Annotated in this window: 19 protein-coding genes; 9 read left to right on the forward strand and 10 right to left on the reverse strand. The window is 51.5% G+C overall.

The genetic code is table 11. The features are described from left to right. Window positions 1-199: 199 nt before the first annotated feature. The 4 genes from cmoB to lon all read right to left on the reverse strand — a co-directional run bounded on the left by cmoB (window position 200) and on the right by lon (window position 4,839). Window positions 200-1,168: a tRNA 5-methoxyuridine(34)/uridine 5-oxyacetic acid(34) synthase CmoB gene (cmoB, locus tag HMPREF1487_RS15625; RefSeq protein ID WP_010797644.1), complete on the reverse strand. Its 969-nt coding sequence runs from the start codon at window positions 1,166-1,168 to the stop codon at window positions 200-202. Then, window positions 1,165-1,905, reverse strand: a complete 741-nt coding sequence (gene cmoA, locus HMPREF1487_RS15630; protein ID WP_010797645.1) for a carboxy-S-adenosyl-L-methionine synthase CmoA — start codon at window positions 1,903-1,905, stop codon at window positions 1,165-1,167. The genes cmoB and cmoA overlap by 4 nt, the downstream gene beginning before the upstream one ends. A gap of 49 nt (window positions 1,906-1,954) precedes the next feature. After that, window positions 1,955-2,356, reverse strand: a complete 402-nt coding sequence (locus HMPREF1487_RS26820) for a protease inhibitor I42 family protein (RefSeq protein WP_010797646.1) — start codon at window positions 2,354-2,356, stop codon at window positions 1,955-1,957. A 95-nt stretch (window positions 2,357-2,451) separates the two neighbouring features. After that, window positions 2,452-4,839: an endopeptidase La gene (lon, locus tag HMPREF1487_RS15635; protein ID WP_010797647.1), complete on the reverse strand. Its 2,388-nt coding sequence runs from the start codon at window positions 4,837-4,839 to the stop codon at window positions 2,452-2,454. Between the two features lie 197 nt (window positions 4,840-5,036). On the opposite strand from lon, the gene HMPREF1487_RS15640 reads away from it, so the two are divergent. From HMPREF1487_RS15640 to HMPREF1487_RS27330, 5 genes are all read left to right on the forward strand, one after another. Next, window positions 5,037-5,318: a hypothetical protein gene (locus HMPREF1487_RS15640; RefSeq protein WP_010797648.1), complete on the forward strand. Its 282-nt coding sequence runs from the start codon at window positions 5,037-5,039 to the stop codon at window positions 5,316-5,318. Between the two features lie 397 nt (window positions 5,319-5,715). Next, entirely contained in the window at window positions 5,716-6,393 is a 678-nt protein-coding gene (locus HMPREF1487_RS15645) for a methylamine utilization protein (protein WP_010797649.1), read from the forward strand. Beyond that, window positions 6,377-8,731, forward strand: a complete 2,355-nt coding sequence (locus tag HMPREF1487_RS15650; RefSeq protein WP_010797650.1) for a putative bifunctional diguanylate cyclase/phosphodiesterase — start codon at window positions 6,377-6,379, stop codon at window positions 8,729-8,731. Before HMPREF1487_RS15645 ends, HMPREF1487_RS15650 begins: the two co-directional genes overlap by 17 nt. 534 nt (window positions 8,732-9,265) lie before the next feature. Beyond that, complete coding sequence (gene putP / locus HMPREF1487_RS15655) at window positions 9,266-10,750, forward strand: sodium/proline symporter PutP (protein ID WP_010797651.1); 1,485 nt, start codon at window positions 9,266-9,268, stop codon at window positions 10,748-10,750. Window positions 10,751-10,981: 231 nt separating this feature from the next. Next, window positions 10,982-11,143, forward strand: coding sequence for a hypothetical protein (locus HMPREF1487_RS27330; protein ID WP_156913092.1), 162 nt, complete (start codon window positions 10,982-10,984; stop codon window positions 11,141-11,143). Between the two features lie 287 nt (window positions 11,144-11,430). On the opposite strand, the gene HMPREF1487_RS15660 is transcribed toward HMPREF1487_RS27330, so the two are convergent. Continuing rightward, window positions 11,431-12,426: a DctP family TRAP transporter solute-binding subunit gene (locus HMPREF1487_RS15660; RefSeq protein WP_010797653.1), complete on the reverse strand. Its 996-nt coding sequence runs from the start codon at window positions 12,424-12,426 to the stop codon at window positions 11,431-11,433. A gap of 183 nt (window positions 12,427-12,609) precedes the next feature. On the opposite strand from HMPREF1487_RS15660, the gene HMPREF1487_RS15665 reads away from it, so the two are divergent. Beyond that, complete coding sequence (locus tag HMPREF1487_RS15665) at window positions 12,610-13,086, forward strand: VOC family protein (RefSeq protein ID WP_010797654.1); 477 nt, start codon at window positions 12,610-12,612, stop codon at window positions 13,084-13,086. Continuing rightward, window positions 13,083-13,907 carry an aldo/keto reductase gene (locus tag HMPREF1487_RS15670; protein ID WP_010797655.1) on the forward strand — a complete coding sequence of 275 codons (825 nt, stop codon included), beginning with the start codon at window positions 13,083-13,085 and terminating at the stop codon, window positions 13,905-13,907. Before HMPREF1487_RS15665 ends, HMPREF1487_RS15670 begins: the two co-directional genes overlap by 4 nt. A gap of 8 nt (window positions 13,908-13,915) precedes the next feature. Here the strand turns inward: HMPREF1487_RS15670 and mnmC are convergent, their stop codons facing one another. Both mnmC and HMPREF1487_RS15680 read right to left on the reverse strand, forming a co-directional pair. After that, window positions 13,916-15,880 carry a bifunctional tRNA (5-methylaminomethyl-2-thiouridine)(34)-methyltransferase MnmC2/FAD-dependent 5-carboxymethylaminomethyl-2-thiouridine(34) oxidoreductase MnmC1 gene (mnmC, locus tag HMPREF1487_RS15675; RefSeq protein ID WP_010797656.1) on the reverse strand — a complete coding sequence of 655 codons (1,965 nt, stop codon included), beginning with the start codon at window positions 15,878-15,880 and terminating at the stop codon, window positions 13,916-13,918. Window positions 15,881-15,950: 70 nt separating this feature from the next. Beyond that, the gene (locus HMPREF1487_RS15680; protein WP_010797657.1) at window positions 15,951-16,157 is read right to left on the reverse strand and encodes a DUF6316 family protein; all 207 of its coding nucleotides are present in this window, start codon (window positions 16,155-16,157) and stop codon (window positions 15,951-15,953) included. A 363-nt stretch (window positions 16,158-16,520) separates the two neighbouring features. Here HMPREF1487_RS15680 and HMPREF1487_RS15685 point away from each other — a divergent pair, with 363 nt between their 5' ends. Further along, window positions 16,521-18,194, forward strand: coding sequence for a VRR-NUC domain-containing protein (locus HMPREF1487_RS15685; RefSeq protein WP_010797658.1), 1,674 nt, complete (start codon window positions 16,521-16,523; stop codon window positions 18,192-18,194). After that, the gene (locus HMPREF1487_RS15690) at window positions 18,155-20,470 is read left to right on the forward strand and encodes an ATP-dependent DNA helicase (RefSeq protein ID WP_051370190.1); all 2,316 of its coding nucleotides are present in this window, start codon (window positions 18,155-18,157) and stop codon (window positions 20,468-20,470) included. Before HMPREF1487_RS15685 ends, HMPREF1487_RS15690 begins: the two co-directional genes overlap by 40 nt. 92 nt (window positions 20,471-20,562) lie before the next feature. Here the strand turns inward: HMPREF1487_RS15690 and cyoE are convergent, their stop codons facing one another. The 3 genes from cyoE to HMPREF1487_RS15705 are packed head-to-tail and all read right to left on the reverse strand — an operon-like array spanning window position 20,563 to window position 22,414. Then, a complete protein-coding gene (gene cyoE, locus HMPREF1487_RS15695) occupies window positions 20,563-21,450 on the reverse strand; it encodes a heme o synthase (protein ID WP_010797660.1) in 888 nt (295 codons plus the stop codon). Between the two features lie 11 nt (window positions 21,451-21,461). Then, entirely contained in the window at window positions 21,462-21,800 is a 339-nt protein-coding gene (gene cyoD, locus HMPREF1487_RS15700) for a cytochrome o ubiquinol oxidase subunit IV (protein ID WP_010797661.1), read from the reverse strand. Continuing rightward, complete coding sequence (locus HMPREF1487_RS15705; protein WP_010797662.1) at window positions 21,800-22,414, reverse strand: cytochrome o ubiquinol oxidase subunit III; 615 nt, start codon at window positions 22,412-22,414, stop codon at window positions 21,800-21,802. The genes cyoD and HMPREF1487_RS15705 overlap by 1 nt, the downstream gene beginning before the upstream one ends. Window position 22,415: the final 1 nt, after the last annotated feature.

The following is a 22,415-nucleotide window of genomic DNA, read 5'->3' on the forward strand; positions in this document are numbered from 1 at the left end:
CGATGGTAGTGTGGGGTTTCCCCATGTGAGAGTAGGTCATCGTCAAGCACCTATACCCAAAACCCCCAGGCCTAACCGCCCGGGGGTTTTGCTTTTGCAGCAGAAATAAAAGAGATAGGCTGCTTTTCCTGCGTGGCCTACTGGCTAATTTGGTAAAGCGATATAGCAGCCGTATAGACAGCTGCTATACAAAAGCTTTCTATGGCTTTTCGGCTATGAATGTGGCACGCAGTGGGGCCGGAAGACCTTCTATAGTGCGGCTCATATCAGTAGTGTCAAGAAAGTCGGGCAAAGATTGAAATTTCATCCATTCAGTAGAGCGCTGCTCCTGAATAGAGGTTCTGCTAATATCCGCCAGTCTTATATTTTTGAATCCCGCCCGACGCAGCCATAGTTCTAATGCTGCAGGCGAGGGCAGGAACCAGACATTTCTCATTTGAGCATAACGATCTTCTGGTACCAGTACAGTCTGCTCGTTTCCTTCCACAACTAATGTCTCGAGTACTAATTCACCTGATGAGCGCAGACATTCTTTAAGTGCTAGAAGATGATCAATAGGTGAGCGTCTATGGTAAAGCACGCCCATCGAGAAGACGGTATCGAACCCGTTGAGAGAAGAGGGAAGCTCTTCCAGCGTTAGTGGAAGACTCCAAACTGGCAGGTCGGGTAAATATTTTTTCATGGCTACAAACTGACATAGAAAGAGCCAGTTAGGATCAATCCCGATTACTGTATGAGCGCCGGCACCTACCATGCGCCATGCGTAATAGCCGTTCCCGCAACCTACATCCAAGACAACCTTATTGTTCAGATCCAAGTGTTTGGACACGCGCTCCCACTTCCAGTCGGAACGCCATTCTGTGTCGATGTGAATACCGAAGACATCGAAAGGGCCTTTGCGCCATGGTGATAATTGAAGTAGCGCGTTTTTTAAGGTTTGTTGAGTCTCAACGTCTAAAGGCTTTTCTAGACAAAACCTATCCTTTAAAACAATCGAATCGGGCTTTAAGTCAGGCAGGGTCTTGAGAGCTGTTTGCCATCTCGCAAGGTCGCCATGACCTTTTTCAAGCTTTGCTGCAATCGCAGGTGGCAGACTGGCTAACCACTTTTCTAAGGGGCCTTCACCCAAGCGATTAGCAAGGCCTTCAATATTTAGTGTGTTGATCATGGAAGAGCTACAAACGAAGCGAAGTTGAAGCATTGAAACCAAGGTATAACTGAGCTAAAGCCAGCCTCTTTCAAGCGCGCACGATGTACTTCAATGGAGTCAATCATCATGACATTCTCCAAAGCGCTACGCTTTTGAGCGATTTCCATTTCGCTGTAGCCGTTAGCTCGCTTAAATGCGATGTGAAGGTCGTTAAGCAGTACTTGCTCTTCCTGAAATTCAAATCTGATCTTTTCCGATAGAAGCAAAGCGCCCTTTGGGTGAAGGGTGCTGTGAATTTTACGCAACAGGCCTAGGCGTTTTTCAGGGGCGATAAACTGCAAAGTGAAATTCAAAGCCACCACTGATGCGGGCTGAAAATCCAGCGAAAGGATATCCGTTTCAACAATATCAATAGGTAGCAGTTGCTCATACATTGAGCTTTGCGCAGACATGTATTCACGGCAACGCTCAATCATGGCCGCTGAATTATCAACCGCAACAACCTTTGTCGATTCACTTTGAACGTGCCGTCTCAACGATTGGGACACCGCACCTAAAGAGCAGCCTAGATCATAGAGAATCGTATTAGGCTGGGTGAACTGTGCAGCAATGACGCCTATATTTTCGACGATAGTAGGATAGCCTGGTACTGAACGCTTGATCATGTCGGGGAAGACCCGAACGACATCTTCGTTAAACGCGAAGTCGGCAACAGTAGCCTGTGGCTTGGCAAATAAACGGTCCTGCTCACTCATTAAGAGGTACCACGAGAGAATGTAAATGGTGTAGCCGAGCGGTAAGTGGTTATTTTACTTCGATACGACAAATGAAGGCCTTTTCGGGAATACTATTTGCGTCCCATGGCTGCTGATATTGCAGCTTAAGCTCAGTCGCTCCTGATTGAATTGCTTGGAAGCGCCAGGAAGATACTCCTGCCGAGCCTATTCCATCTTCGCTTTCGTCAGAGGATGAAAATACCTCAGGCCCTAAGCCTTTCAACACGGAAGGAACCGTGTTTTCGAGCTTCCATCTATAGCCTGTTGTAGGGTCGCTGGGAAGTGAGAGGTGTAGCTCTTGACCTTGTGTTAGTAAAAGAGGTTTACAGCGCGTGCGCTCGTTGATTGCGACGGTATGCTCGGGGCTGCTTGCACAGCCGGTCATTAGCAGCGTTGTCAATAAAGCGCAAAGCGTAGCTGATTTTAACATTCGTATCTCCAACCAAACTCTTCAACCGGCTGCAAGGATAACGAAGTTAAGGTAGGCAAGGGCAAGCTTGTACACAAACTGCCCTTGCTAATGGATTAAAAAAGGATTTTGGCTACATCTGCAAAACGCTTTGCAAAGTGGACAGTCAGCCCCTCCTTCAAGTACTCAGGAAGCTCTTCGAAGTCTCCTTTGTTGGCGTCTGGCAAAATAAGCTCAAATATTTTCTGCCGACGTGCTGCGATAACTTTTTCCCTGACGCCACCGATGGGCAAAACCTGGCCAGTTAAAGTCAGCTCGCCTGTCATGGCTACGTTTTTCTTGGGTGCCTGATTTCGTGCCAGAGATAACAAGGCGCTGGCCATGGTAATACCGGCACTTGGTCCGTCTTTAGGAGTAGCACCCTCTGGAACATGCAGGTGTACAAAGGCTTGGTCGAAGAACGTAGGATCTCCCTTGAATTCCTTCAGGTGGGAGGTAACGTAGCTGTATGCAATTTCAGCAGACTCTTTCATGACCTCGCCCAATTGACCGGTCAGTTTGAATCCACGGTTTAAGGTATGAATGCGCGTAGCTTCTACAGGTAAGGTAGCGCCTCCCATGCTGGTCCAAGCCAGGCCGGTGATAATGCCTACGCCGTTTAGAACCTGTTCCTTACGGAAAACAGGCTTCCCTAGATAACTTTCGATGTCACTCGCCCCAACCTTTATTCGGAGCTCAGGTTCCTCAATGAGCTGTAGAACAGCCTTACGCACCAACTTACCCAACTGTTTTTCAAGTTGGCGTACGCCAGCCTCTCGAGCATAGCCTTCAACGATACTTTTCAACGCACTGTCGCTGATGATCAGGCGCTCTTTAGGCACACCGGCTTTTTCCAATTGCTTGGGCCACAAGTGGCGTTTGGCAATCGCTTGCTTTTCTTCCGAGATATAACCTGAGAGGCGAATGACTTCCATGCGGTCCAGAAGAGGCCCAGGAATGGAGTCCATGGTGTTTGCGGTGCATACGAACAATACATTAGATAGGTCTAGCCGCAGATCCAGATAGTGATCCAGGAAATCTACATTCTGTTCAGGGTCCAGCGTTTCCAGCAAGGCAGATGCAGGGTCACCTTGATAGCTGGCTCCCATCTTGTCTATTTCATCCAGCATAATGACTGGATTCATTACTTTCACATCACGTAAAGCTTGAACAAGCTTGCCCGGCATGGCTCCGATATAAGTGCGACGATGCCCCTTAATTTCTGCTTCGTCTCGCATACCGCCTACGCTGAAGCGATAGAAGGGGCGGCCCAGTGATTCAGCAATTGACTTGCCGATACTGGTTTTACCTACGCCGGGGGGGCCTACCAGTAGCACGATTGAGCCAGATACTTCTCCTTTGAAAGCGCCAACAGCCAGAAACTCAAGAATGCGACTTTTGATGTCATCAAGACCGGCATGGTGACGGTCCAATACCTTGCGCGCACGTTTTAGATCAAGGTTGTCCTTGCCCTGTATACCCCAGGGTAAATCGGTAGCCCAATCCAGATAATTGCGCGTGACACCATATTCAGGCGAACCGGTTTCAAGAATGGATAACTTATTGAGCTCGTCGTCGATGCGTTTACGTACCGGTTCCGGTAGGACTTTGCCCTCCAGGCGCTGCCTGAAGCTTTCGAGATCGCTGCTGCGGTCATCTTTCGTTATACCCAGCTCCTGCTGGATCAGTTTGAGCTGCTCTCGAAGGAAGAACTCTCGTTGCCGCTCATTGATTTTTCGGTTGACCTCAGCAGACAGTTCTTTCTGCAGGCGTCCGACCTCGACTTCTTTACGCAGCAATGGCAAAACCTTTTCCATGCGCTTAAGGATCGGGACGGTATCCAAAACCTGCTGCAATTCCTGGCCAGGTGCGGTTGTCAGGGCAGCAGCGAAATCTGTTAAAGGCGAAGGGTCGTTGGGGCTGAAGCGGTTGAGATAGTTCTTTAGCTCTTCACTGTAGAGTGGATTGAGCGGAAGCAGCTCCTTGATGGCATTGATCAGCGCCATGCCATATGCCTTGACCTCATCGCTTGGGTCAGTCGGAGTCTTGGCATGCTCAACTTCAACAAGGTAAGGGTGCTTACGTCTCAGCCAACCGCTGATCCTGACGCGTGAAAGCCCCTGCGCTACGAATTGCAGCTTGCCGTTTTCCCGACTGGCATGATGGATACGAACCAGTGTGCCGTGCTCTGGCAGGTTATCAGGGTCGAAGCTGTTTCCATCCTCGGGAGGATTGTCCATATAGAACAATGCCAGACAGTGATGATCGGTTTTGGCCACCAGCTCCAACGTTTCGGCCCAAGGCTCTTCATTCACAATAACAGGCAATACCTGCGCTGGGAAAAAAGGCCGGTTATGGATGGGAATGATGTAAAGCTTGTCGGGAAGATTTTGTCCAGGCAGTGCAAGGCCGGTCTTTGAACCGTCGCCACTGATGATTTCGGGAGTATGTTCCTGATCGCTCATTGACTTACCTTAGAATGACTATTTGCGACCAACATGGGGAGGGCTTTGAAGCTTTTCAATGTGGTCGATGGCTACTCTAGACTTGACCGCAGATAAATAGGCAAGTGCGCTTCATTTGAGTAAGTGCACATAAACAAACTGGCTCCGTCCTATGTTGTTTGCTTGGCTATTATCTTTGTAAGGGCGAGGTAGAGAGCGTGCCGCCTGCAAGCCTGCACTGCTCTTGGGAACGTGTTTATGCTTTTGCAAGGTTAGGCGATAACCAGACGTTGATTGTCTATCTTGATGAAGATGACATGACGGAAAACGTTTCTGATGTCATGGAAAGGTTGCGTGTTTTAGCGCGTTATCCTGCGCCGGACCCAGTTTTCAACACATGTTGTATTACGCCTGTGAAGAACTGTTCTCGTTACGGCAATGACCAGCCTCTTTCCAAAGCTCTGTTGACGGGCCTGCTTCAGGCGCTTTATGCCCTTTAGATCGATAAGTGATCATTTCCATTGCCGGGGCGTTGGATTTTGAGGCGATTGAGTACTATTTAAGTGTTCACCTTGATCGCCGAATCACGATGGCGAATTAACCTGTCAAGTCTCGCTGAGCCTAGTCATTTCCATATCCAGTTTAGGACGTTACAGGTATGACGCCGTATTGATAGCTGTTGAAGGCTCGCCTGGGTTAGACGCTCCATCTTCTGAGCGAGACGGAGATACCCTTCAGGCGAGTAGCGGCCAGATGCGGCGTTTCCTGCCTATTGGGCTTCGCCTTGGCTAGAGAGCGCTAGATTCCGTTACAAACATCATAGCGCCTCAACTATCCCGACACTGTGCCGATAAGGACGAGTAGGTAATTGCCAAGCCGTGTTCGAAGGATAACCTCATGTCTTCATCTATGATGCGTATAGCGCGGTGGCTAACCGGTGGGCTTATGGCGCTCTCTGTTCCGGTATGGGCCACTCAAGTGCATATCGCAGTTATCGAGGGACAGGATAATCCGTTAGCGGATGCGGTTGTTACGTTAAGCGGAGGCACTAATCCTGCTGTGCTCCAGCCTGCGGTCATGGGTCAACGGGAACGTCGTTATGTGCCGCATGTACTGGCGGCTCATACCGGAACGCAGGTCAGTTTCCCTAATAGTGATAATGTTCGTCATCAGGTGTATTCCTTTTCACCTGCCAAGCGATTCGACTTGCCTCTTTATCACGGCATTCCAGCTGATCCAGTAACTTTCGACAGACCAGGCGTTATTGTGTTGGGTTGCAATATTTATGATTGGATGGTGGGTTATATCGTTATTACCGATGACCCATGGTTTGCTGTCAGTAACGAAAAAGGTGAAATAACGTTCGATTTGCCACCCGGCAAGTACCATGTCTCTTTATGGCACCCCTTTGCAAAGGCCAGACAGCTGCCTCATGGAGGGGATCTGATTGTATCGGCCACTGCGGGCACAGCTCGATACGCTATTGAGATAACGCCTGATAATGAACCCTCAGAGCCGGCGCCGAATGCGTTGGAGCAAGCCTTTCGGAGCGCTGCCGATGACGCTGCGAAATAGCTTTCAGGCGCGCATCGCTAGCGCCATGTTCATCCTGGCGTTGCTAACCATCGGAACGGTTTATTTTGCCGTAAAGGCTGCTACCCAATCATCTGTACGGGCTGAGTCGCTTTCACAGCTCAATACCGGCGCTCGGGTATTCGAGCGTCTTGTGGAGATGCGCGGACGGCAACTGCATGACACGGTACAGGTTCTGACATCCGATTTTGCTTTCAAAGGAGCTGTCGCTTCTGGAGATGGGTTAACGATAACTTCAGCGCTAGCTAATTATGGCGCTCGGATCAAGGCGGATGAGGTGTTGCTGCTTGACCTGACGGGAAGGGTAATCAGTAGTACCGTTTCGCTCTATACAGTTGGGTCGATATTTCACGAGGGTAACAAGGTCCAGGTAGACGGTGCGACTGATCAAACGATGCGTATCGTTTCTCTGCAACGTGTTCCGCATCTGATGGTAGAGGCTCCTGTACTTGCTCCTCTACCAGTTGCGCGCGTGGTAATGGGCTTTGCCATGGATCAGAGCCTGGCGGGCGAATTGCGCTCGCTAAGCGGCCTGGATGTGTCTTTTATTGCGCAAGAGGGGGGCGTTCCAAGTGAGCCGATCAGTACCCTTTCGGATCAAGCCGCTGACGAACTGCTAAGCCATCCGGCCAATGAACTCAGGCTAGACAAACCGTTGCCGCTCAGATTGGATGGTCGTAACTATCTGACGGAGCGGCTGACGTTAACTGATGCCGATACCTTCAAGGTATCCGCTTTTCTGCATCGCCCGCTCGACGAAGCTATGAAAGCGTTTTCTCCTCTGATGCATCAGTTGTTCTGGATAGCCGTACTGACGCTTGTCCTGGCGCTGGGTCTGGCTTTACTTATTGCAAGAGGGGTTGCCGAACCTGTTCGACGATTGGCAGCTGCTACCCAGCGGATCGGTAACGGCGATTACACCACGCCAATTGCCCTGGCGCGAAGTGATGAGTTTGGCCGGTTAGCCAGCACACTTGACACCATGCGGATCGGAATCGCCGAACGAGAACGGCAATTGAGTCATAACGCACTCCATGATGCGCTTACAGGGCTTCCCAATCGGGCGTTGGCCATGGAGCGACTGTCTCACGCCATTGCGGGAGAACAGTCTGTTGCGGTCATGTATCTGGGGCTTGAGCGTTTTCGGGAGGTCAATCAGAGCAGTGGTACTGCAGGTGGAGATGTGGTTCTGCAAACCATTGCAGATCGACTTAAACGTCTTGTAGGAAATGGAGATTGTGTTTCTCGTCTGGTTGGCGATGAGTTCCTGCTCCTGCTCAATCCAGGTACTCCTGATACTGCTCTGGCAGCCGCTGAAGAAATTCAGCAGGCAATTGCTTTGCCTATTGCTGTAGGGCTGAACGAATTCAAGATGAGCTGCCGCGTAGGGGTGGCTTGCTACCCTCAGGATGGTCATGAGGCCCATGAGTTGCTCCTGCGGGCCAGTATTGCAATGCGGGACGCAGGCAGCCAGGCCGGGCGTCTGCAGCTTTACGAGAATGGTCGGGATGATGCTTATTATCGTCAGATCAGTCTTATCAGGGATCTTCAGCATGCAGGCTCAAGGGGTGAGCTGCTCTTGCATTATCAGCCCAAGCTGAGTCTGGATGGACGGGGGCCTTTCATGGCTGAGGCGCTTCTACGTTGGCAGCATACTCAGTTCGGTATGGTATCGCCTGGGGAATTTATCCCGTTGGCTGAGCGTACCGGCAGCATCACCCTATTGACGATTTGGGTAGTCGAGGAGGTGTTTCGGCAGTTGGAAGAGTGGAGCGAGCAAGGCCTTACTGCACGAGTGTCTCTCAATATATCCGCTGCCGACTTGGTTGATGGCGATCTCCCCAATCGTTTGGAGCGACTACTTAAAGGTTCGACTGTACGAGCAGACCAGCTTGTTCTGGAGGTAACGGAAAGTGCCATCATGCAGGATCCTGAGCGAGCAGTAAGCATTCTGCAACGTCTCCGGGATCAGGGTATCAGTCTGTCCGTAGATGACTATGGCACCGGCTATGCCTCGTTGGCTCACTTGAAACGTCTGCCGGTAAGCGAGTTAAAGATCGATCAGTCGTTTATTCGCGACCTGAGTGATAACAGCGAGGACGCTGTGATTGTTCGCTCCACTATCGATATGGGACATAACCTTGATATGAAGGTTGTTGCCGAAGGTGTGGAATATGCTCAGGCGCTGGAGTTGTTGACGCTATGGGGCTGCGACATGGTGCAGGGCTACCTGATCAGTCGTCCGCTGCCGGCGCAGGCGTTTGAACATTGGATGAATGACCGCCGTGTTCAGACCCCTGTTGAGGCGCTAGCACTGTGACGCGCTCATAGATCGCCGTGGTCGCGATACTGCTTGTCATGAGCTTCCGACCCGCTTGGACGAATGATGGGTGTCTGCTGGCTACCCTGTTCCGACGTAAAACAGATTACTTGCGCGTCTTTCGCCTATGCGCAAAGACATTATTCATCAATGATAAGCGTGTGAGGCGCAACCAATCGGTTGCACCTGTCTCTTTCGTCGCTCAATCAATCCTGCTGACATAGAAGGTTAAGACCTTGTTTCAGGAAGCGTTTTTGATTGTCAGTGGCTATCCCAACTTGTTTGCCAATTCCGTAGAATGTTCATCCGGCTACGGTTGCACTTCGTCTGATGACGCTTTTGTCGTCTGGTAGCCCAAGGTAATACCTAGTTTGATCCAAACACGCCAGGAAACTGGTAGTTCCAGAAGACAGAATGGAACTCTGTCTGGTGCATACCTGATGGGTTGCCCAACGGTGACGGCATGTGCGTCGCCCTCTGCCAACGTGGGAGCGATGAGTAATTGATCCCACAACAACAAATAATGAGGGAATAATGAGCGTCAATACTCCAACGTTGATCACTTTCCTGATCTATATCGCTGCCATGGTCCTGATCGGCTTTCTGGCATGGCGATCTACAAAAAACTTCGACGATTACATCTTGGGGGGAAGAAGCCTCGGTAGTGTAGTGACAGCGTTGTCCGCCGGTGCTTCGGACATGAGCGGCTGGCTGTTGATGGGCCTGCCAGGCGCTATTTTTCTCGCCGGTATTTCTGAAAGCTGGATTGCCATTGGCCTGATAGCAGGTGCCTGGCTGAATTGGCTTCTGGTTGCAGGTCGGCTACGTGTCCATACCGAGCACAACAATAATGCTCTGACACTGCCAGACTATTTTACGCATCGCTTTGAGGATCACAGTCGTGTCCTGCGTATTTTCTCGGCAATCATCATCCTGGTTTTTTTCACCATCTACTGTGCTTCCGGTATTGTGGCTGGGGCTCGTCTGTTTGAAAGCACCTTTGGCCTCTCGTATGGGACAGCCTTGTGGGCGGGTGCACTGGCGACCATTCTCTATACCTTTGTAGGTGGCTTTCTGGCAGTAAGCTGGACGGATACTGTGCAGGCTACGCTCATGATCTTCGCCTTGATTCTGGCGCCAGTCATGATACTCAATGCCACAGGTGGTCTTGAGCCAGCATTTGCTGCCATCGAAAGCGTAAACCCCGCCCATTTCGACCTTTTCAAAGGGGCTACCTTCGTTGGCGTTATTTCATTACTGGCCTGGGGACTGGGTTATTTTGGCCAGCCTCATATCCTGGCACGCTTCATGGCTGCAGATTCGGTCAAGTCAATGCGCTCAGCACGTCGAATCGGTATGACCTGGATGATTCTGTGTCTGGCGGGTGCGGTGGGTGTAGGCTTCTTTGGAATTGCTTATTTTGCCGCGCATCCTGAGCAGGCTGGCGCAGTGACAGAAAACCCTGAGCGGGTTTTCATCGAACTGGCGAAGCTGCTGTTCAACCCATGGGTGGCCGGTGTTCTGCTGTCAGCCATTCTGGCAGCTGTCATGAGTACCCTAAGCTGCCAGCTGTTGGTCTGCTCAAGTGCGCTGACTGAAGACTTCTATAAGGCTTTCCTTCGCAAGCACGCATCCCAGAAAGAGTTGGTGTGGGTGGGACGTCTCATGGTTCTTCTGATTGCAGTCATTGCGATCGCAATCGCTTCCAATCCTGAAAACCGCGTATTGGGACTGGTCTCCTACGCCTGGGCAGGTTTTGGTGCAGCCTTTGGTCCGGTTGTCCTCTTCTCGCTCCTATGGAAGGGGATGACACGTAACGGTGCATTGGCCGGCATGATCGTTGGTGCTGTGACTGTGGTGGTCTGGAAGCAGCTAGGATGGCTTGGCCTGTATGAAATTGTGCCTGGCTTTATTCTTGCGAGCCTAGCTATTGTTGTATTCAGCCGACTGGGTAGCGCTCCGAGCGCGTCAATGAAGCAGCGCTTCGAGGTCGCGGAGCAGGAATACCGCAATAGCTGAGAGAAATGTCAGCTAAGCGTAAAGAATGGTGAGCAGGGGGTAAAGTCGTTCGAGAAAGAACGATGTGCCGGGTAGTGTTAGCTTTAAAGGCTCCTTTGAGGAGGAGCCTTTAAATAAGCTGATCGACCACGAGGTAAACCATGCGTCATCGTGTTTTGCTAGCGACTACTTTAGCGGTCAGTTTGCTACTGAGCGGCTGCTGTGGATGGTGGGGGCCTCATGGAGGTCACCATGGAGGTCCCGGTGGGCCAGGGCCAGGATTTGAACAAGGGCATGGCCGCCCCTAAAAAAGCCGGAGCAATTGCTCCGGCTTTTTTATCGCTGCTTTGTAGCGTCAAACCTGGTACGTCATTTGCTCAACCGATGGTTATCGGTCAAGTATTTATCCAATAGTGTTCGGAGAATAATCATGCCATGGCTTTTTCGACATAGCCGCTGGACAACAGGCTTGTTGCTGATTGTGAGCCTAAGCGTAGCCGCAGCGCCTGCACCTTTCTTCAAATGGCGTAGCAAGTTCAACGGGCAGGTGGTATGTCAGAGGACATCGCCCGGCGATGGATGGGAACGACTGGCAGGGCCGTTTCGAGATATCGGCTGTCAGCAGTCTGGAGAGAAGCCGTTACAGCGATGGGACAGGGTAACTGCTTCCCCACGGTCCTGAGGAAGCAGTATTTATCAGGTCAAGGCGTCTCGTTGGTGTACAGGGCGGCCTTGATCAAGTCCTGCCCGATCTGTTTCTCGAAGTGCTGCCATACAGGTTGCATGGCTGCTCTCCAGCGCTGACGCTGATCATTGGTTAACGTGATGACTTCATTGTTACCAGCACTCACGATCTTGGCCTTGTCTTTCTGATTGAGTGCGTCTGCCTGTCGATTCACCTCATAGGTCACTTCGCCAAGAATAGTTTCCAGCTTGATGCGAACGTTAAAAGGAATCTGGCGCCAGAAGCTGGCGTTGGTAATGAGCATGTAATCCAGAGAGCCATGGTTGCTCTCAGTGATATAGCGCTGCTGCTCGTAAAGATGCTTGCTATAAAGGTTGGTCCAAGGGTTTTCTGCCGCGTTGATGGTCCCGTCAGCAAGTGCCTGGTTTACCTTGCTGAACGACAGCTTGACGGGCGTAGCACCCAACGACTGGAATTGAGACTCAAGGACGTCCGAATCCTGAATGCGAACCTTTAGGCCTCGCATATCTTCCGGCTCACGCAGCGGCTTCTGAGCGGAAAGCTGCTTCATTCCGTTATGCCAGTAAGCCAGCCCTGCGATGTTCTGCTTTTCCATGGACAGGAGCAGCTGTTGTCCGGTTGGCTTGCTTTGGAACCGATCCAGTGCGGCCTGGCTGTCAAACAGGAAGGGTAGGTCAAACAGCTTCAGTTTAGGTGAATAAGTACCCAGTTTGGCCAATGCCACTGCCAGCATTTCTACCTTGCCATCTTGAAGCGCCTGAATTTCTTCCTTATCGCCATACAAGGATGAGTTGGGGTATACCTCTACCTTGACGGTCCCTCCCAGCTGTTCCTCTACCTTCTTCTGAAACAGTAGCGCACCCTGGCCTTTAGGCGTATCTGGCGCGGCAACATGCGAGAAACGGATAACGATAGGGTCGGCTGCCATGCTTATTACAGGAGAAAGCATGGTGAGCGTGCATACCAGGAGTTTGGAAAGAGAGCGGTACATGTAGAAGTCCTTGAGGCGCATCAAGTAATTGCCAGTTCCAGGTTTGGCGGGGGCGCCACTTTATCAGTGAGATCCGTCTCAATCGAGTGCCGACAGGCAGGCGACGTATGGTCATTCCGACCTTTTGACAGAACGCAAGACAAACACGGCGTCTAAGTTCAATAGACTTCAGGAGGATCGTTCATGACTTCTACCCCTTCGGCGGCACATGGCTTTGCCATTCCCTACCTTCGCTACCACGACGCTCCCGCTGCCATTGACTGGTTGCGCCTGACGTTTGGGTTCGAGGTAAAAAGCCTGATCTCGAATGAAGACGGCAGTATCGAATATGCACAGCTTGTTTATGGACAGGGAATGCTCATCGTAACGTCCGTGCTGCATAACGATGTGGATGCTTATATGGTCCAGCCGGAGCAGGCCAGAGGCGTGACTCAAGGAGTGTATCTGGTAACCGATGAACCTGATGTCTTATGCGAGCGTGCCAAGGCATCGGGTGCCGATGTGATCATTGATATCCGTGAGGCGCCTTATGGAGGCTGTTCCTTTACTTGCCGGGACCGTGAAGGGCATCTCTGGAGCTTTGGCAGTTTTAATCCGTGGAGGGATAAGCCTGCCAAAACATCGGGTAACGGGTATGCCACCGAAGGGTACACGTCATGAAAACGGTTCGTTTACCTGACGGCACAACTGTCCCTGCGCTTGGCCAGGGTACTTGGCATATGGGTGAACAGGCATCAGCGCGCGAAAGAGAGATACGCGCTCTACGCCGTGGGATCGAGCTGGGTATGACCTTGATCGACACGGCTGAAATGTATGCCGAAGGAGGTGCTGAACATGTCGTTGGCGAAGCCATTCAAGGTCAGCGTGACAGTATTTTCCTAGTCAGCAAAGTCTATCCCCACAATGCGAATCGCGAGGGTGTTTTGCAGGCATGCGATCGCAGCCTCAGTCGTCTGCGTACAGATCGTATCGACTTGTATCTTTTGCATTGGCGGGGAAGAACACCGCTGAGCGAAACGGTAGAAGCATTCGAGACGCTGCGAGAACAAGGCAAGATTCTGCATTGGGGCGTGTCGAATTTTGACGTGGACGATATGCTTGACCTCGCGGACGATCGCTGTGCCGCGAATCAGGTCCTGTATAACCTGGAGGAGCGAGGCATTGAATTTGACCTCCTGCCTTGGTGCCAACGGCAGCAAATGCCTCTTATGGCTTATTGTCCGGTAGGGCAGGGTGGCGGCATGCTCCAGCATCCAGCTCTTCTGGCCGTCGCGGAGCGACTTGAGGTTACACCGGCTCAGGTAGCGTTGGCTTGGGTGCTTCGACAGCCTGGGGTGATTGCCATACCCAAGGCCGTCGGGCTTGATCATATCGAGCAAAATGCCAAATCTGCGACGCTTCAACTATCGGAGCACGATCTGGCATTACTTGACGCGGCGTTTCCTCCGCCCCAGCGAAAGCAGCGGTTAGCGATGGTATGAGTATGTCATCAAGCTTGGCCCCTGATAACGGCTCTCAGAGGAAACCGGTTAGGGTGACAGGCCTCTGCTACGGCACGAGGTAATGGCAGTGGCTCATTGTTCAACCAAGCCGCCAACAGCTCGCCGGAAAGTGGCGCGGTGATCAGGCCGCGAGAACCGTGGCCTGCGTTGACAAACAGATTATTCAGCCAAGGTACCGGACTTTCCGGTACTTGCCGAGCATCTTTGCCGAGAATGGAATAAGTATGCGCAAAGGCGGCAGCATCAGCTATCGGGCCCACGACTGGAAGATAGTCAGGGGTCGTACAGCGAAACGCAGCCCGTCCTTCCAGTGTTGCTGGATCCAGTTGTTCGGCGCCAAGTGCCTTGGCCAGCACGGGTGAGAGGGCATTAAGTAATGCAAGATTACCTTTATGTTCTTCAGTGCACAGCTCAAGATCGTCACGCTTGAAGTCGAAGCTGGCTCCCAATGTATGGAGATGATTCCGTGAAGGAGCAATGTACCCTTCACCGCAAACTACGCATTGCAGCGCCTGGCTTGCGCGTGTCGCTGGCAAATGAGTTATCTGTCCACGAATACGTTTGAGTGGTAGTTGGGCGTTTTCTATCAGTGTTGCCGTCTCGGTCGCGCTGGCCACCACAACAACAGACGCTTGAGCTAAAAGTGCTTCGTTGCCGTACACCTTCCATTGGGCGTGGTGACGCTCGAGCCGAATAGCCTCCTGATGGGTCATCAGCGTGATATTGGGATGCTGCAGTAAAAATCGACAGAGCGCAGGTGGATGAACCCAGCCCGACTCCGGAAAGTGAACTCCCCCTTGGGAAAGCTCAACCCCAGAAAGCTTTGAGGCTTCATCAGCACTGACTCGGCGCAGTAAAGCTGATGGCAACCGTTCTGCCAGTTGCTGCTGACGTTTGTCCTCGGCAGGGTCAGTAGCCAGTTGTATCGTACCGCACCCATCCCAGTTCAATGTTTTGTCCAGACCCTCCAGCAGACGACGGGTATAGCCAAAACCGCTTAAGGCTAAGCGGGTAAGGGGTGTGAAGTGAGGGGAGAGTTTAAGGTATAGAACGCCTTGCAGATTGCCAGACGCCTCTGCTGCAGAAGTTGCATGGCGCTCCAGAACCGTTACCTGCCAACCGCGCGTTGCGAGACTGGCCGCTGTCGAAGCGCCTGCCAGCCCTGCACCTATTACTATGGCTGTTCTAGGGCCAATATGGAGCGGCGGCCGCTCAAACCATGGTTTGACAGAGCCAGGTACCGGCGCCACAAGACTGCCTTTGAGCATTTCCCGCTTATGTCCAAAGCCTTGTACTTTCTTCATTGCAAAGCCCGCCTCTAGCAGACCGCGGCGAACAAATCCGGCACATGTAAAGGTAGCGAGTGTTGCATCATCAGCCGACAGCCGGGCTAGTTGCCCAAATAGAGCGCTTGTCCACATATCCGGGTTCTTGGCTGGAGCAAATCCGTCAAGAAACCAGGCATTGCACCGAGCATCCAGCTCCGGCAGACAATTGAGTGCATCACCTACCAAAAGCGTTAGCGTAACTCGGCCATCATCTAGGGAGAAACGCTGAAAGCCAGCATGTACGGCAATGTATTGAGCCAACAGAGCGTCGGCGTAATCCACTAATTCAGGCCAAAGGGCCAGCGCTTTTTTCAGGTCTGAAGCACTCAGCGGGAATTTTTCAACGCTAACGAAGTGCAGCCGTGCCTTAGCGGGTGCTGTCTGTGTAAAGAGCTGCCAGGCACAAAGAAAATTGAGTCCCGTTCCAAACCCTGTCTCACCAATCGTAAAGACCTCACCTGCATGAAGCGCGGCGAAACGACGTGGGAGCTCATTTTGAGCCAGAAAAACGTAACGGGTTTCTTCAAGGCCACTCGCCTTGGAAAAATAGACATCGCCAAAGGAGCGGGAGATCGGTTGACCCTGATCGTCCCAGTCCAACTCAGCGTGAAAGGTATCTGACATCGACTGCACTGCTTATTTGGGCCAAGCAAAGCGCAAGTCTAGCCGATCCGAACGCGAGATTTTAGAGGAATTAGCCAGCTCGCTTTTGAATTTCAGCGGCCTGGGTCATTCTGGAGATATACCGTCCGATCTGGTGCTCGGCCTCTTCACGGGTAAAAAAAGGTCCTTCGAGTGTACCTTCTCGCGTTGTGAAGAAATAATTGCCATTAACCCAGCTAATGCGCTCGCTGCGAAAATGAGTGGCTGAAGTACTATCTTCAGTGCGCTTACCAAACATGACTGATCTCCGAACCGATTTACTTTCTGACCGCGCAAAACAGCGTTGGTTTGCTTTACCGTCAACTATTTTGGCTATGGATATATTGCCAAGCGTTTCCAGAATGGCAGGGTTACAGCGCGAGTCGTATCACTAAAGGTGTAGGTGATAATTCGCTACCTGAAAAGCTTGAGGTATAACCGCTGAACATTAGAGTTCAGTTTTTAGGTATCTGTTGCATCCATTCATCCAGACACGGTTGATTGGTAGTCGCCTCGCTGTTATCTGTATATACATCCACCCTGTGCTCGAAAGACCTCCTTCATTCAACTACGCAAAAGCGGGTTTCTTTTGTTAAGGCCCGTAGCGGTACTGTGACCCTCCATGCACGCTACTCGAATTCTGGAAGATCCGTTTTATTACCTGAATAATTTCCACACGGTACTGGCCTGGACCAGTGAGCGTTACAGTGATCTTCTGAATGAGACGGAGAGGGTGTTTCTCCAGGTTTTTCCTTCGCTTCCTAAAGCCTCGCAGGCCCTGTTGGTTAGAATGGTCATGCGCAAAGGGGCGCTGTTCCGAGGCAGCAAGCTGTGCTACCAGGAGATTGGCTGCCCCCATCAAGCAGTGTTGCCACTGGTTGAGCTGGGCTGGGTATCGGATAGGCCGGTACTTTCTCTAGAGCAACTGTTCGGTTTGCTGAAAAAGGCAGAATTGGCTCAGGTCTTTCCTGAGCAGTTATCTCGCTCATCTTTAAAGAAGTCAGAGCAGCTTGAAGTGCTCAAGGCTGACTTTAATGATCCGAGGCTGCTGACGGAATGGTGCAGCTCGCTGGATGACCGCGTCTATGAAATTACCGTCACAAACATATGTGACCGATTAAGGCTTATGTTTTTCGGTAATTTACATCAGGACTGGAGCGAGTTCGTCTTATCGGATCTCGGAATTTTCCGTTATGAAAAGGTGGAATTTTCTGATTCATCACGAGGCTTCCGTATCCGCAAAGACATCGATGATTACGTAGCACTGTATGACTGTCGTGAGCGCTTTCGTGACGGAACTGCATTGGACGACATTCTAGATGTGCTCCCCAGATTACCGTTAGATAATGATTGGCTGGAGGCACGCAGAGGTAAACTGACTTATGAGGTTGCCTACTGCTGTGAACAGCAGGGTAACTTTACTGCCGCCCTGGATCTCTATCAGAGTTGCCGGCATCCTGGCGCAAGAATTCGCGCTATCCGTGTACTCGAAAAAACCGAGCAGTATAAAGCCGCTTTCGAACTGGCCTGCCAGGCAGAGCGAGCTCCAGAAAGTGATAGTGAAGCCCAGCTATTGGCCCGTATGTTACCCCGGCTGCGGCGTAAGCTGAGTATGCCCAAGTTGCCCAAGCGCATCGAACGCTGCGTTGAGCGTATCGACCTGACGTTACATCGTCTGGATGCTTGTCGTCCCGTTGAGTTATGTGTTCAAGAGCATCTGTCGGAACCTGATGCGCCGGTCTTTTATGTTGAAAATATCCTGATCAATGCGCTACTTGGTCTTTTATGCTGGGACGCAATTTTTGTTCCTTTGCCTGGAGCCTTCTTTCATCCTTTTCATCGCGCTCCTGCCGACATTCATATGCCGCAATTCGCAACCAGGCGTGCACAGCAATTTGAAGCATGCCTGTCTCAGCTCGAAAGTGGCTGTTATAAGGAAACCATCAAACGCAACTTCCTGGAAAAGCAGGGTATCCAGGCCCCTTTTATTGCATGGGGAGCCGTAACGGCAGAAGTGTTGGAGCTAGCATTGCAGTGCTTGCCTCCCCAGCATTTACGCGTGTGGTTCGAGCGAATACTTCAAGATGTAAAGGTCAACCGGACAGGATTTCCAGACTTGATCCAGTTCTGGCCCCACGAGCGACGGTACCGCATGATCGAAGTGAAGGGGCCGGGCGATCGTCTCCAAGATAATCAGGTTCGCTGGTTGGATTACTCTATGGCTCATGAAATGCCGGTATGTGTGTGTTATGTGCAATGGGAGGAGTCTGTTGCGTGCAGTACAGCGTTGCTGTAAGGGCTCTGTGTGAGTTTGTTGCTAAGCAGGGAGACCTTGATCTGCGTTTCACGCCATCACCGACAGCCCTTGAGGGCATTCAAGGACATGGCATCGTTACCGCGCGTCGAAAGCAGTCTTACCAGCGGGAGGTAACGCTGGAGGGGGAGTACAGGCATCTTCGTATCAAAGGGCGGGCCGATGGATACGACCCGGAGCTGAACCGGCTCGAGGAAATTAAAACTTACCGGGGCGACCTGACTCACATGCCGCCCAATCATCGTCACCTGCATTGGGCGCAAGCGAAGATATATGGATGGCTGTTATGCCAAAAATTGTCGCTTCATGAGCTCGAGCTGGCGTTGGTGTATTTTGATGTAGGCAGTCAGAAGGAAACTACTCTGCTTGAGCGGTTTACATCTGGAGTGCTTAAAGAGTACTTCGAACGGCAGTGCAGCCTGTTTCTGGACTGGGCTGAGCAGGAACTGACTCATCGCGAGCATCGCCAGCGTTGCCTGGAGGCGTTACCCTTTCCACATGCCTCCTTTCGTACGGGGCAGCGTGATCTTGCCGAGGCTGTCTATAAAGCGGCCCATGTAGGCTGTAGCCTCATGATCCAGGCGCCCACGGGGATAGGCAAAACCATTGGCACCTTGTTTCCATTGCTCAAGGCTATGCCACGGCAAAATCTGGACAAGGTCTTTTTTCTTACCGCAAAGAATTCTGGTCGGCAGTTGGCTTTCAATGCGATGGGCGCTATCACCCAGGCCGCACCAGAGCTTTCGCTGCGTATTCTGGAGCTGAGGGCACGCGACAAGGCATGTGAACACACGGATAAAGCATGCCATGGTGAATCCTGTCCTCTGGCCAAGGGGTTCTATGACCGTTTGCCCCAAGCCCGGCAAGCCGCCTTGAAGGAAAAGGTACTGGATCATGACTCGCTACGCACCATAGCGCTTGGGTGGCAGGTATGTCCTTATTACCTGAGTCAGGAGATGGCGCGCTGGTGCGATGTCATTGTAGGGGATTACAACTACTACTTTGACAGCAGCGCTATGCTTTTTGCCTTAAAGGAGCAGAGTCAATGGCGGATCGGAATCCTCGTTGATGAAGCGCATAATCTATTGGAGCGTGCGCGGGGGATGTATACCGCCTCTCTGGATCATGCTGTAGTAGCGTCACTTCGCAAAGAAAGACCTCCAGGGCTGAAGCAGCCACTGGATCGGATCAATCGTTGCTGGAATGCCTTAATCAAGGAACAACCTTCAACCTATCAGGCATACGACGAAATTCCCGCGAAATTGTTATCCGCGCTGCAAAAAGCGATTTCAGCTATAAACGACCTGCTTAACGAGACGCTGGCTCCACTGGATGCTACGCTTCAGCTTTTCTATTTTGATGCAATTCAATTCGTTCGGATGGCTGAAAGTTTTGGTGAGCACTCACTGTTCGAATTACTGAAAAAAAATGAGCTGTCACGTAAACCAGCCGTGCAACAGTCCGTTGTAACCATACGGAATGTAGTCCCGGCACCTTTTATCGGCCCGCGATTCAACGCAACCCATGCCGCTATTCTTTTTTCCGCGACCTTAAGTCCGCCTCACTTCTTGCGGGATACGCTTGGGCTTGCAGCGGGTACACCTTGGGTTAACGTAAAGTCCCCGTTTGCGGCTGAACAGTTATCGGTTCGCCTCGTAGACAACATTTCGACGCGTTATCAACACCGAGAGCAATCCCTGCGGCCCATTGCAGAGTTAATGGCTTGGCAGTACAGACAGGAGCCAGGAAATTATCTGGCTTTCTTTAGTAGCTTCGACTATCTCGAAAAGACTGCATCGTTATTTTCCAATCTTTTCCCGGATATTCCGCTTTGGCTCCAGGCACGGCAGATGAATGAGGCAGACAAGGCCCAGTTTCTGCAACGGTTTACAAACACCAGCAGCGGTGTTGGTTTCGTAGTGCTAGGGGGGAGTTTTGGCGAGGGTGTCGACCTGCCAGGGCAGCGGCTGATAGGAGCTTTTATCGCAACACTTGGCCTTCCTCAGATCAATCCTGCCAATGAACAGATCAGGACGAAGCTCGACCGACAATTTGGTACTGGTTATGACTATGCCTACTTTTATCCAGGTATGCATAAGGTCATTCAGGCAGCAGGTCGGGTCATAAGGACAACCTCTGATCGTGGTGTGCTGTACCTGATTGATGACCGTTTTGCTCAGTCCAAGGTCAGACGGCTATTGCCTGAGTGGTGGAAGGCGCAGACCTTTCGATGGCCTCACAGCGTTAACCGAAAATAAGTCTGAAGGAAAAAGCGTCGGCTGGAGAGGCGGTAGTAGGGGAGGGGACTCAGGACCTGAACGAGTTGTCCAGGCCCTGAGGTGAGGCACTGTTAGCGAGCCATCGCTACCAGTACTTCAGAGGCAGGAACATTGAAGTCTACTGACATCATTACACTCAGCGCAGTGATCGTAACGATGGAGAAGACGAACAATTTTCTTGCCCAGGCATTGTCATCGTTGGTCTTGTAGCCCATTAGAGCCATGCGCAACCAATAAACGCCCATGGCTGCTGCAACCACCAAGTACTTATAACCGGCGTAGCCCCCAATCGTGAGCGCTAGCGTAGCGGCCAGAAAGGCCAGGATATAGACCGTAATATGGCGCTTGGTTACAGGGATACCCTTCATGACTGGCAGTACCGGAATTGAAGCTGCCCGATAGTCGTTCAGTCTGAAGATTGCAATAGCGTAGGAGTGCGGCATTTGCCAGAGGCAGAAAATCAGCAGAAGGATAGCGGCACCCATATCGAACTCATTGCTAACTGCGCAATAGCCGATTACAGGAGGAGCCGCACCCGACAGGCTACCCACTAGGGTGCCATACACAGATTTACGCTTCAGGCACAGGCTGTATAGACCCACATACACAACGAATCCCATGAGCCCAAAGGCTGCGGATAGCGCATTTACTTTGAAGTAAAGAAGCGCGATACCTGCAATGCCCAAGAGCGTGGCGTAGGACAATGTGACACTTGGAGAAATAAGTCCTTGGACGAGGACACGATTTTTCGTCCGTTCCATGACCTTATCAATGTCACGGTCAATATAGTTATTGAAGACGCAGCCGGAAGCGATGACCAGAGACACCCCTACTGCGGTAGCTAAGAAAAGTGCTAAGTCGATGCTTCCTTTCGAAGCAAGGAAGAAACCTCCGGCAACCGAGATCAGGTTGCCGAAGATAATGCCTGGCTTCGTTATAAGTAGGTATTTCTTGATCATCGAAGCGACTCTTAGTGGGCCAGCATGTTGCTATGCATGCCGTGAATGATCCACAGCGAGCCCGCGACCACGATAACAGTAATCAGAATAGTGAAAGCAAAAGCGATCACATTCCAGCGCTGCTCGGACGACGTGTTCATGTGCAGGAAGAACACCAAGTGTACAAAGATCTGCACAAGTGCCATCACCCAGATCACGATCAGAGTAGCCGACTGTGACAACACCGGGTTCATGACAATGCCGAATGGGATCACGGTCAGGATAACGGACAGAACGAAGCCAATGATGTACGACTTCACAGTGCCGTGGCTGGAGCCCGCGTGGACAATATGTCCGTGTTCGTGAGCCATTACATAACCCCCATCAGATATACAACGGTAAACACGCAGATCCAGACGATGTCCAAGAAGTGCCAGAAGAGGCTCAGGCACATCAGGCGGGTCTGGTTGGTCGCAGTCAGACCTTTCTGGCTAACCTGAATCATCAGGATTGCCATCCAGATCAGACCGGATGTGACGTGCAGGCCGTGAGTACCGACCAAGGTAAAGAACGCAGATAGAAACGCGCTACGCTGAGGGCCAAAGCCTTCAGCAATCAGGTGATGGAATTCGTTGATTTCCATCACGATGAAGCCAAGGCCGAGCAGGAAGGTAACAGCCAGCCAGCCCAGCGCCTTGCTCTTTTGCTCCTTGTGTGCAGCGATCATGGCAAAGCCATACGTGATACTACTGAACAGCAGCAGGAAGGTTTCTACCAGAACATAAGGCAGTTCAAAAATTTCTTTACCGGTAGGACCGCCGGCAAAGCTACCGCTCAGGACAGCGTAGGATGCGAAGATAGTCGCAAACAGAATGCAGTCCGTCATCAGGTACAGCCAGAAACCGAATACAGTCATGGATCCGGCATCGTGGTGCCCATGCTCCTCAGCATGGGCAACTTGGTTGTGAAGAACTTGACTAGACATA

Source organism: Pseudomonas sp. HPB0071 (assembly GCF_000478505.2).
In the GTDB taxonomy this organism is placed as follows: Bacteria; Pseudomonadota; Gammaproteobacteria; order Pseudomonadales; family Pseudomonadaceae; genus Chryseomonas; species Chryseomonas luteola.

Excerpts from the sequence above, each read along its gene's own strand:
- cyoD (WP_010797661.1), bottom strand. The coding sequence starts at position 21,800 with ATGGCTCACGAACACGGACATATTGTCCACGCGGGCTCCAGCCACGGC.
- HMPREF1487_RS15645 (WP_010797649.1), top strand. The coding sequence starts at position 5,716 with ATGTCTTCATCTATGATGCGTATAGCGCGGTGGCTAACCGGTGGGCTT.
- HMPREF1487_RS15680 (WP_010797657.1), bottom strand. The coding sequence starts at position 16,157 with ATGTTTGGTAAGCGCACTGAAGATAGTACTTCAGCCACTCATTTTCGC.
- HMPREF1487_RS15685 (WP_010797658.1), top strand. The coding sequence starts at position 16,521 with ATGCACGCTACTCGAATTCTGGAAGATCCGTTTTATTACCTGAATAAT.
- putP (WP_010797651.1), top strand. The coding sequence starts at position 9,266 with ATGAGCGTCAATACTCCAACGTTGATCACTTTCCTGATCTATATCGCT.
- HMPREF1487_RS15670 (WP_010797655.1), top strand. The coding sequence starts at position 13,083 with ATGAAAACGGTTCGTTTACCTGACGGCACAACTGTCCCTGCGCTTGGC.
- HMPREF1487_RS15665 (WP_010797654.1), top strand. The coding sequence starts at position 12,610 with ATGACTTCTACCCCTTCGGCGGCACATGGCTTTGCCATTCCCTACCTT.
- cyoE (WP_010797660.1), bottom strand. The coding sequence starts at position 21,450 with ATGATCAAGAAATACCTACTTATAACGAAGCCAGGCATTATCTTCGGC.
- HMPREF1487_RS15660 (WP_010797653.1), bottom strand. The coding sequence starts at position 12,426 with ATGTACCGCTCTCTTTCCAAACTCCTGGTATGCACGCTCACCATGCTT.
- mnmC (WP_010797656.1), bottom strand. The coding sequence starts at position 15,880 with ATGTCAGATACCTTTCACGCTGAGTTGGACTGGGACGATCAGGGTCAA.
- HMPREF1487_RS27330 (WP_156913092.1), top strand. The coding sequence starts at position 10,982 with ATGGAGGTCCCGGTGGGCCAGGGCCAGGATTTGAACAAGGGCATGGCC.
- HMPREF1487_RS15705 (WP_010797662.1), bottom strand. The coding sequence starts at position 22,414 with ATGTCTAGTCAAGTTCTTCACAACCAAGTTGCCCATGCTGAGGAGCAT.
- cmoA (WP_010797645.1), bottom strand. The coding sequence starts at position 1,905 with ATGAGTGAGCAGGACCGTTTATTTGCCAAGCCACAGGCTACTGTTGCC.
- HMPREF1487_RS26820 (WP_010797646.1), bottom strand. The coding sequence starts at position 2,356 with ATGTTAAAATCAGCTACGCTTTGCGCTTTATTGACAACGCTGCTAATG.
- HMPREF1487_RS15650 (WP_010797650.1), top strand. The coding sequence starts at position 6,377 with ATGACGCTGCGAAATAGCTTTCAGGCGCGCATCGCTAGCGCCATGTTC.
- cmoB (WP_010797644.1), bottom strand. The coding sequence starts at position 1,168 with ATGATCAACACACTAAATATTGAAGGCCTTGCTAATCGCTTGGGTGAA.
- HMPREF1487_RS15690 (WP_051370190.1), top strand. The coding sequence starts at position 18,155 with ATGGGAGGAGTCTGTTGCGTGCAGTACAGCGTTGCTGTAAGGGCTCTG.
- lon (WP_010797647.1), bottom strand. The coding sequence starts at position 4,839 with ATGAGCGATCAGGAACATACTCCCGAAATCATCAGTGGCGACGGTTCA.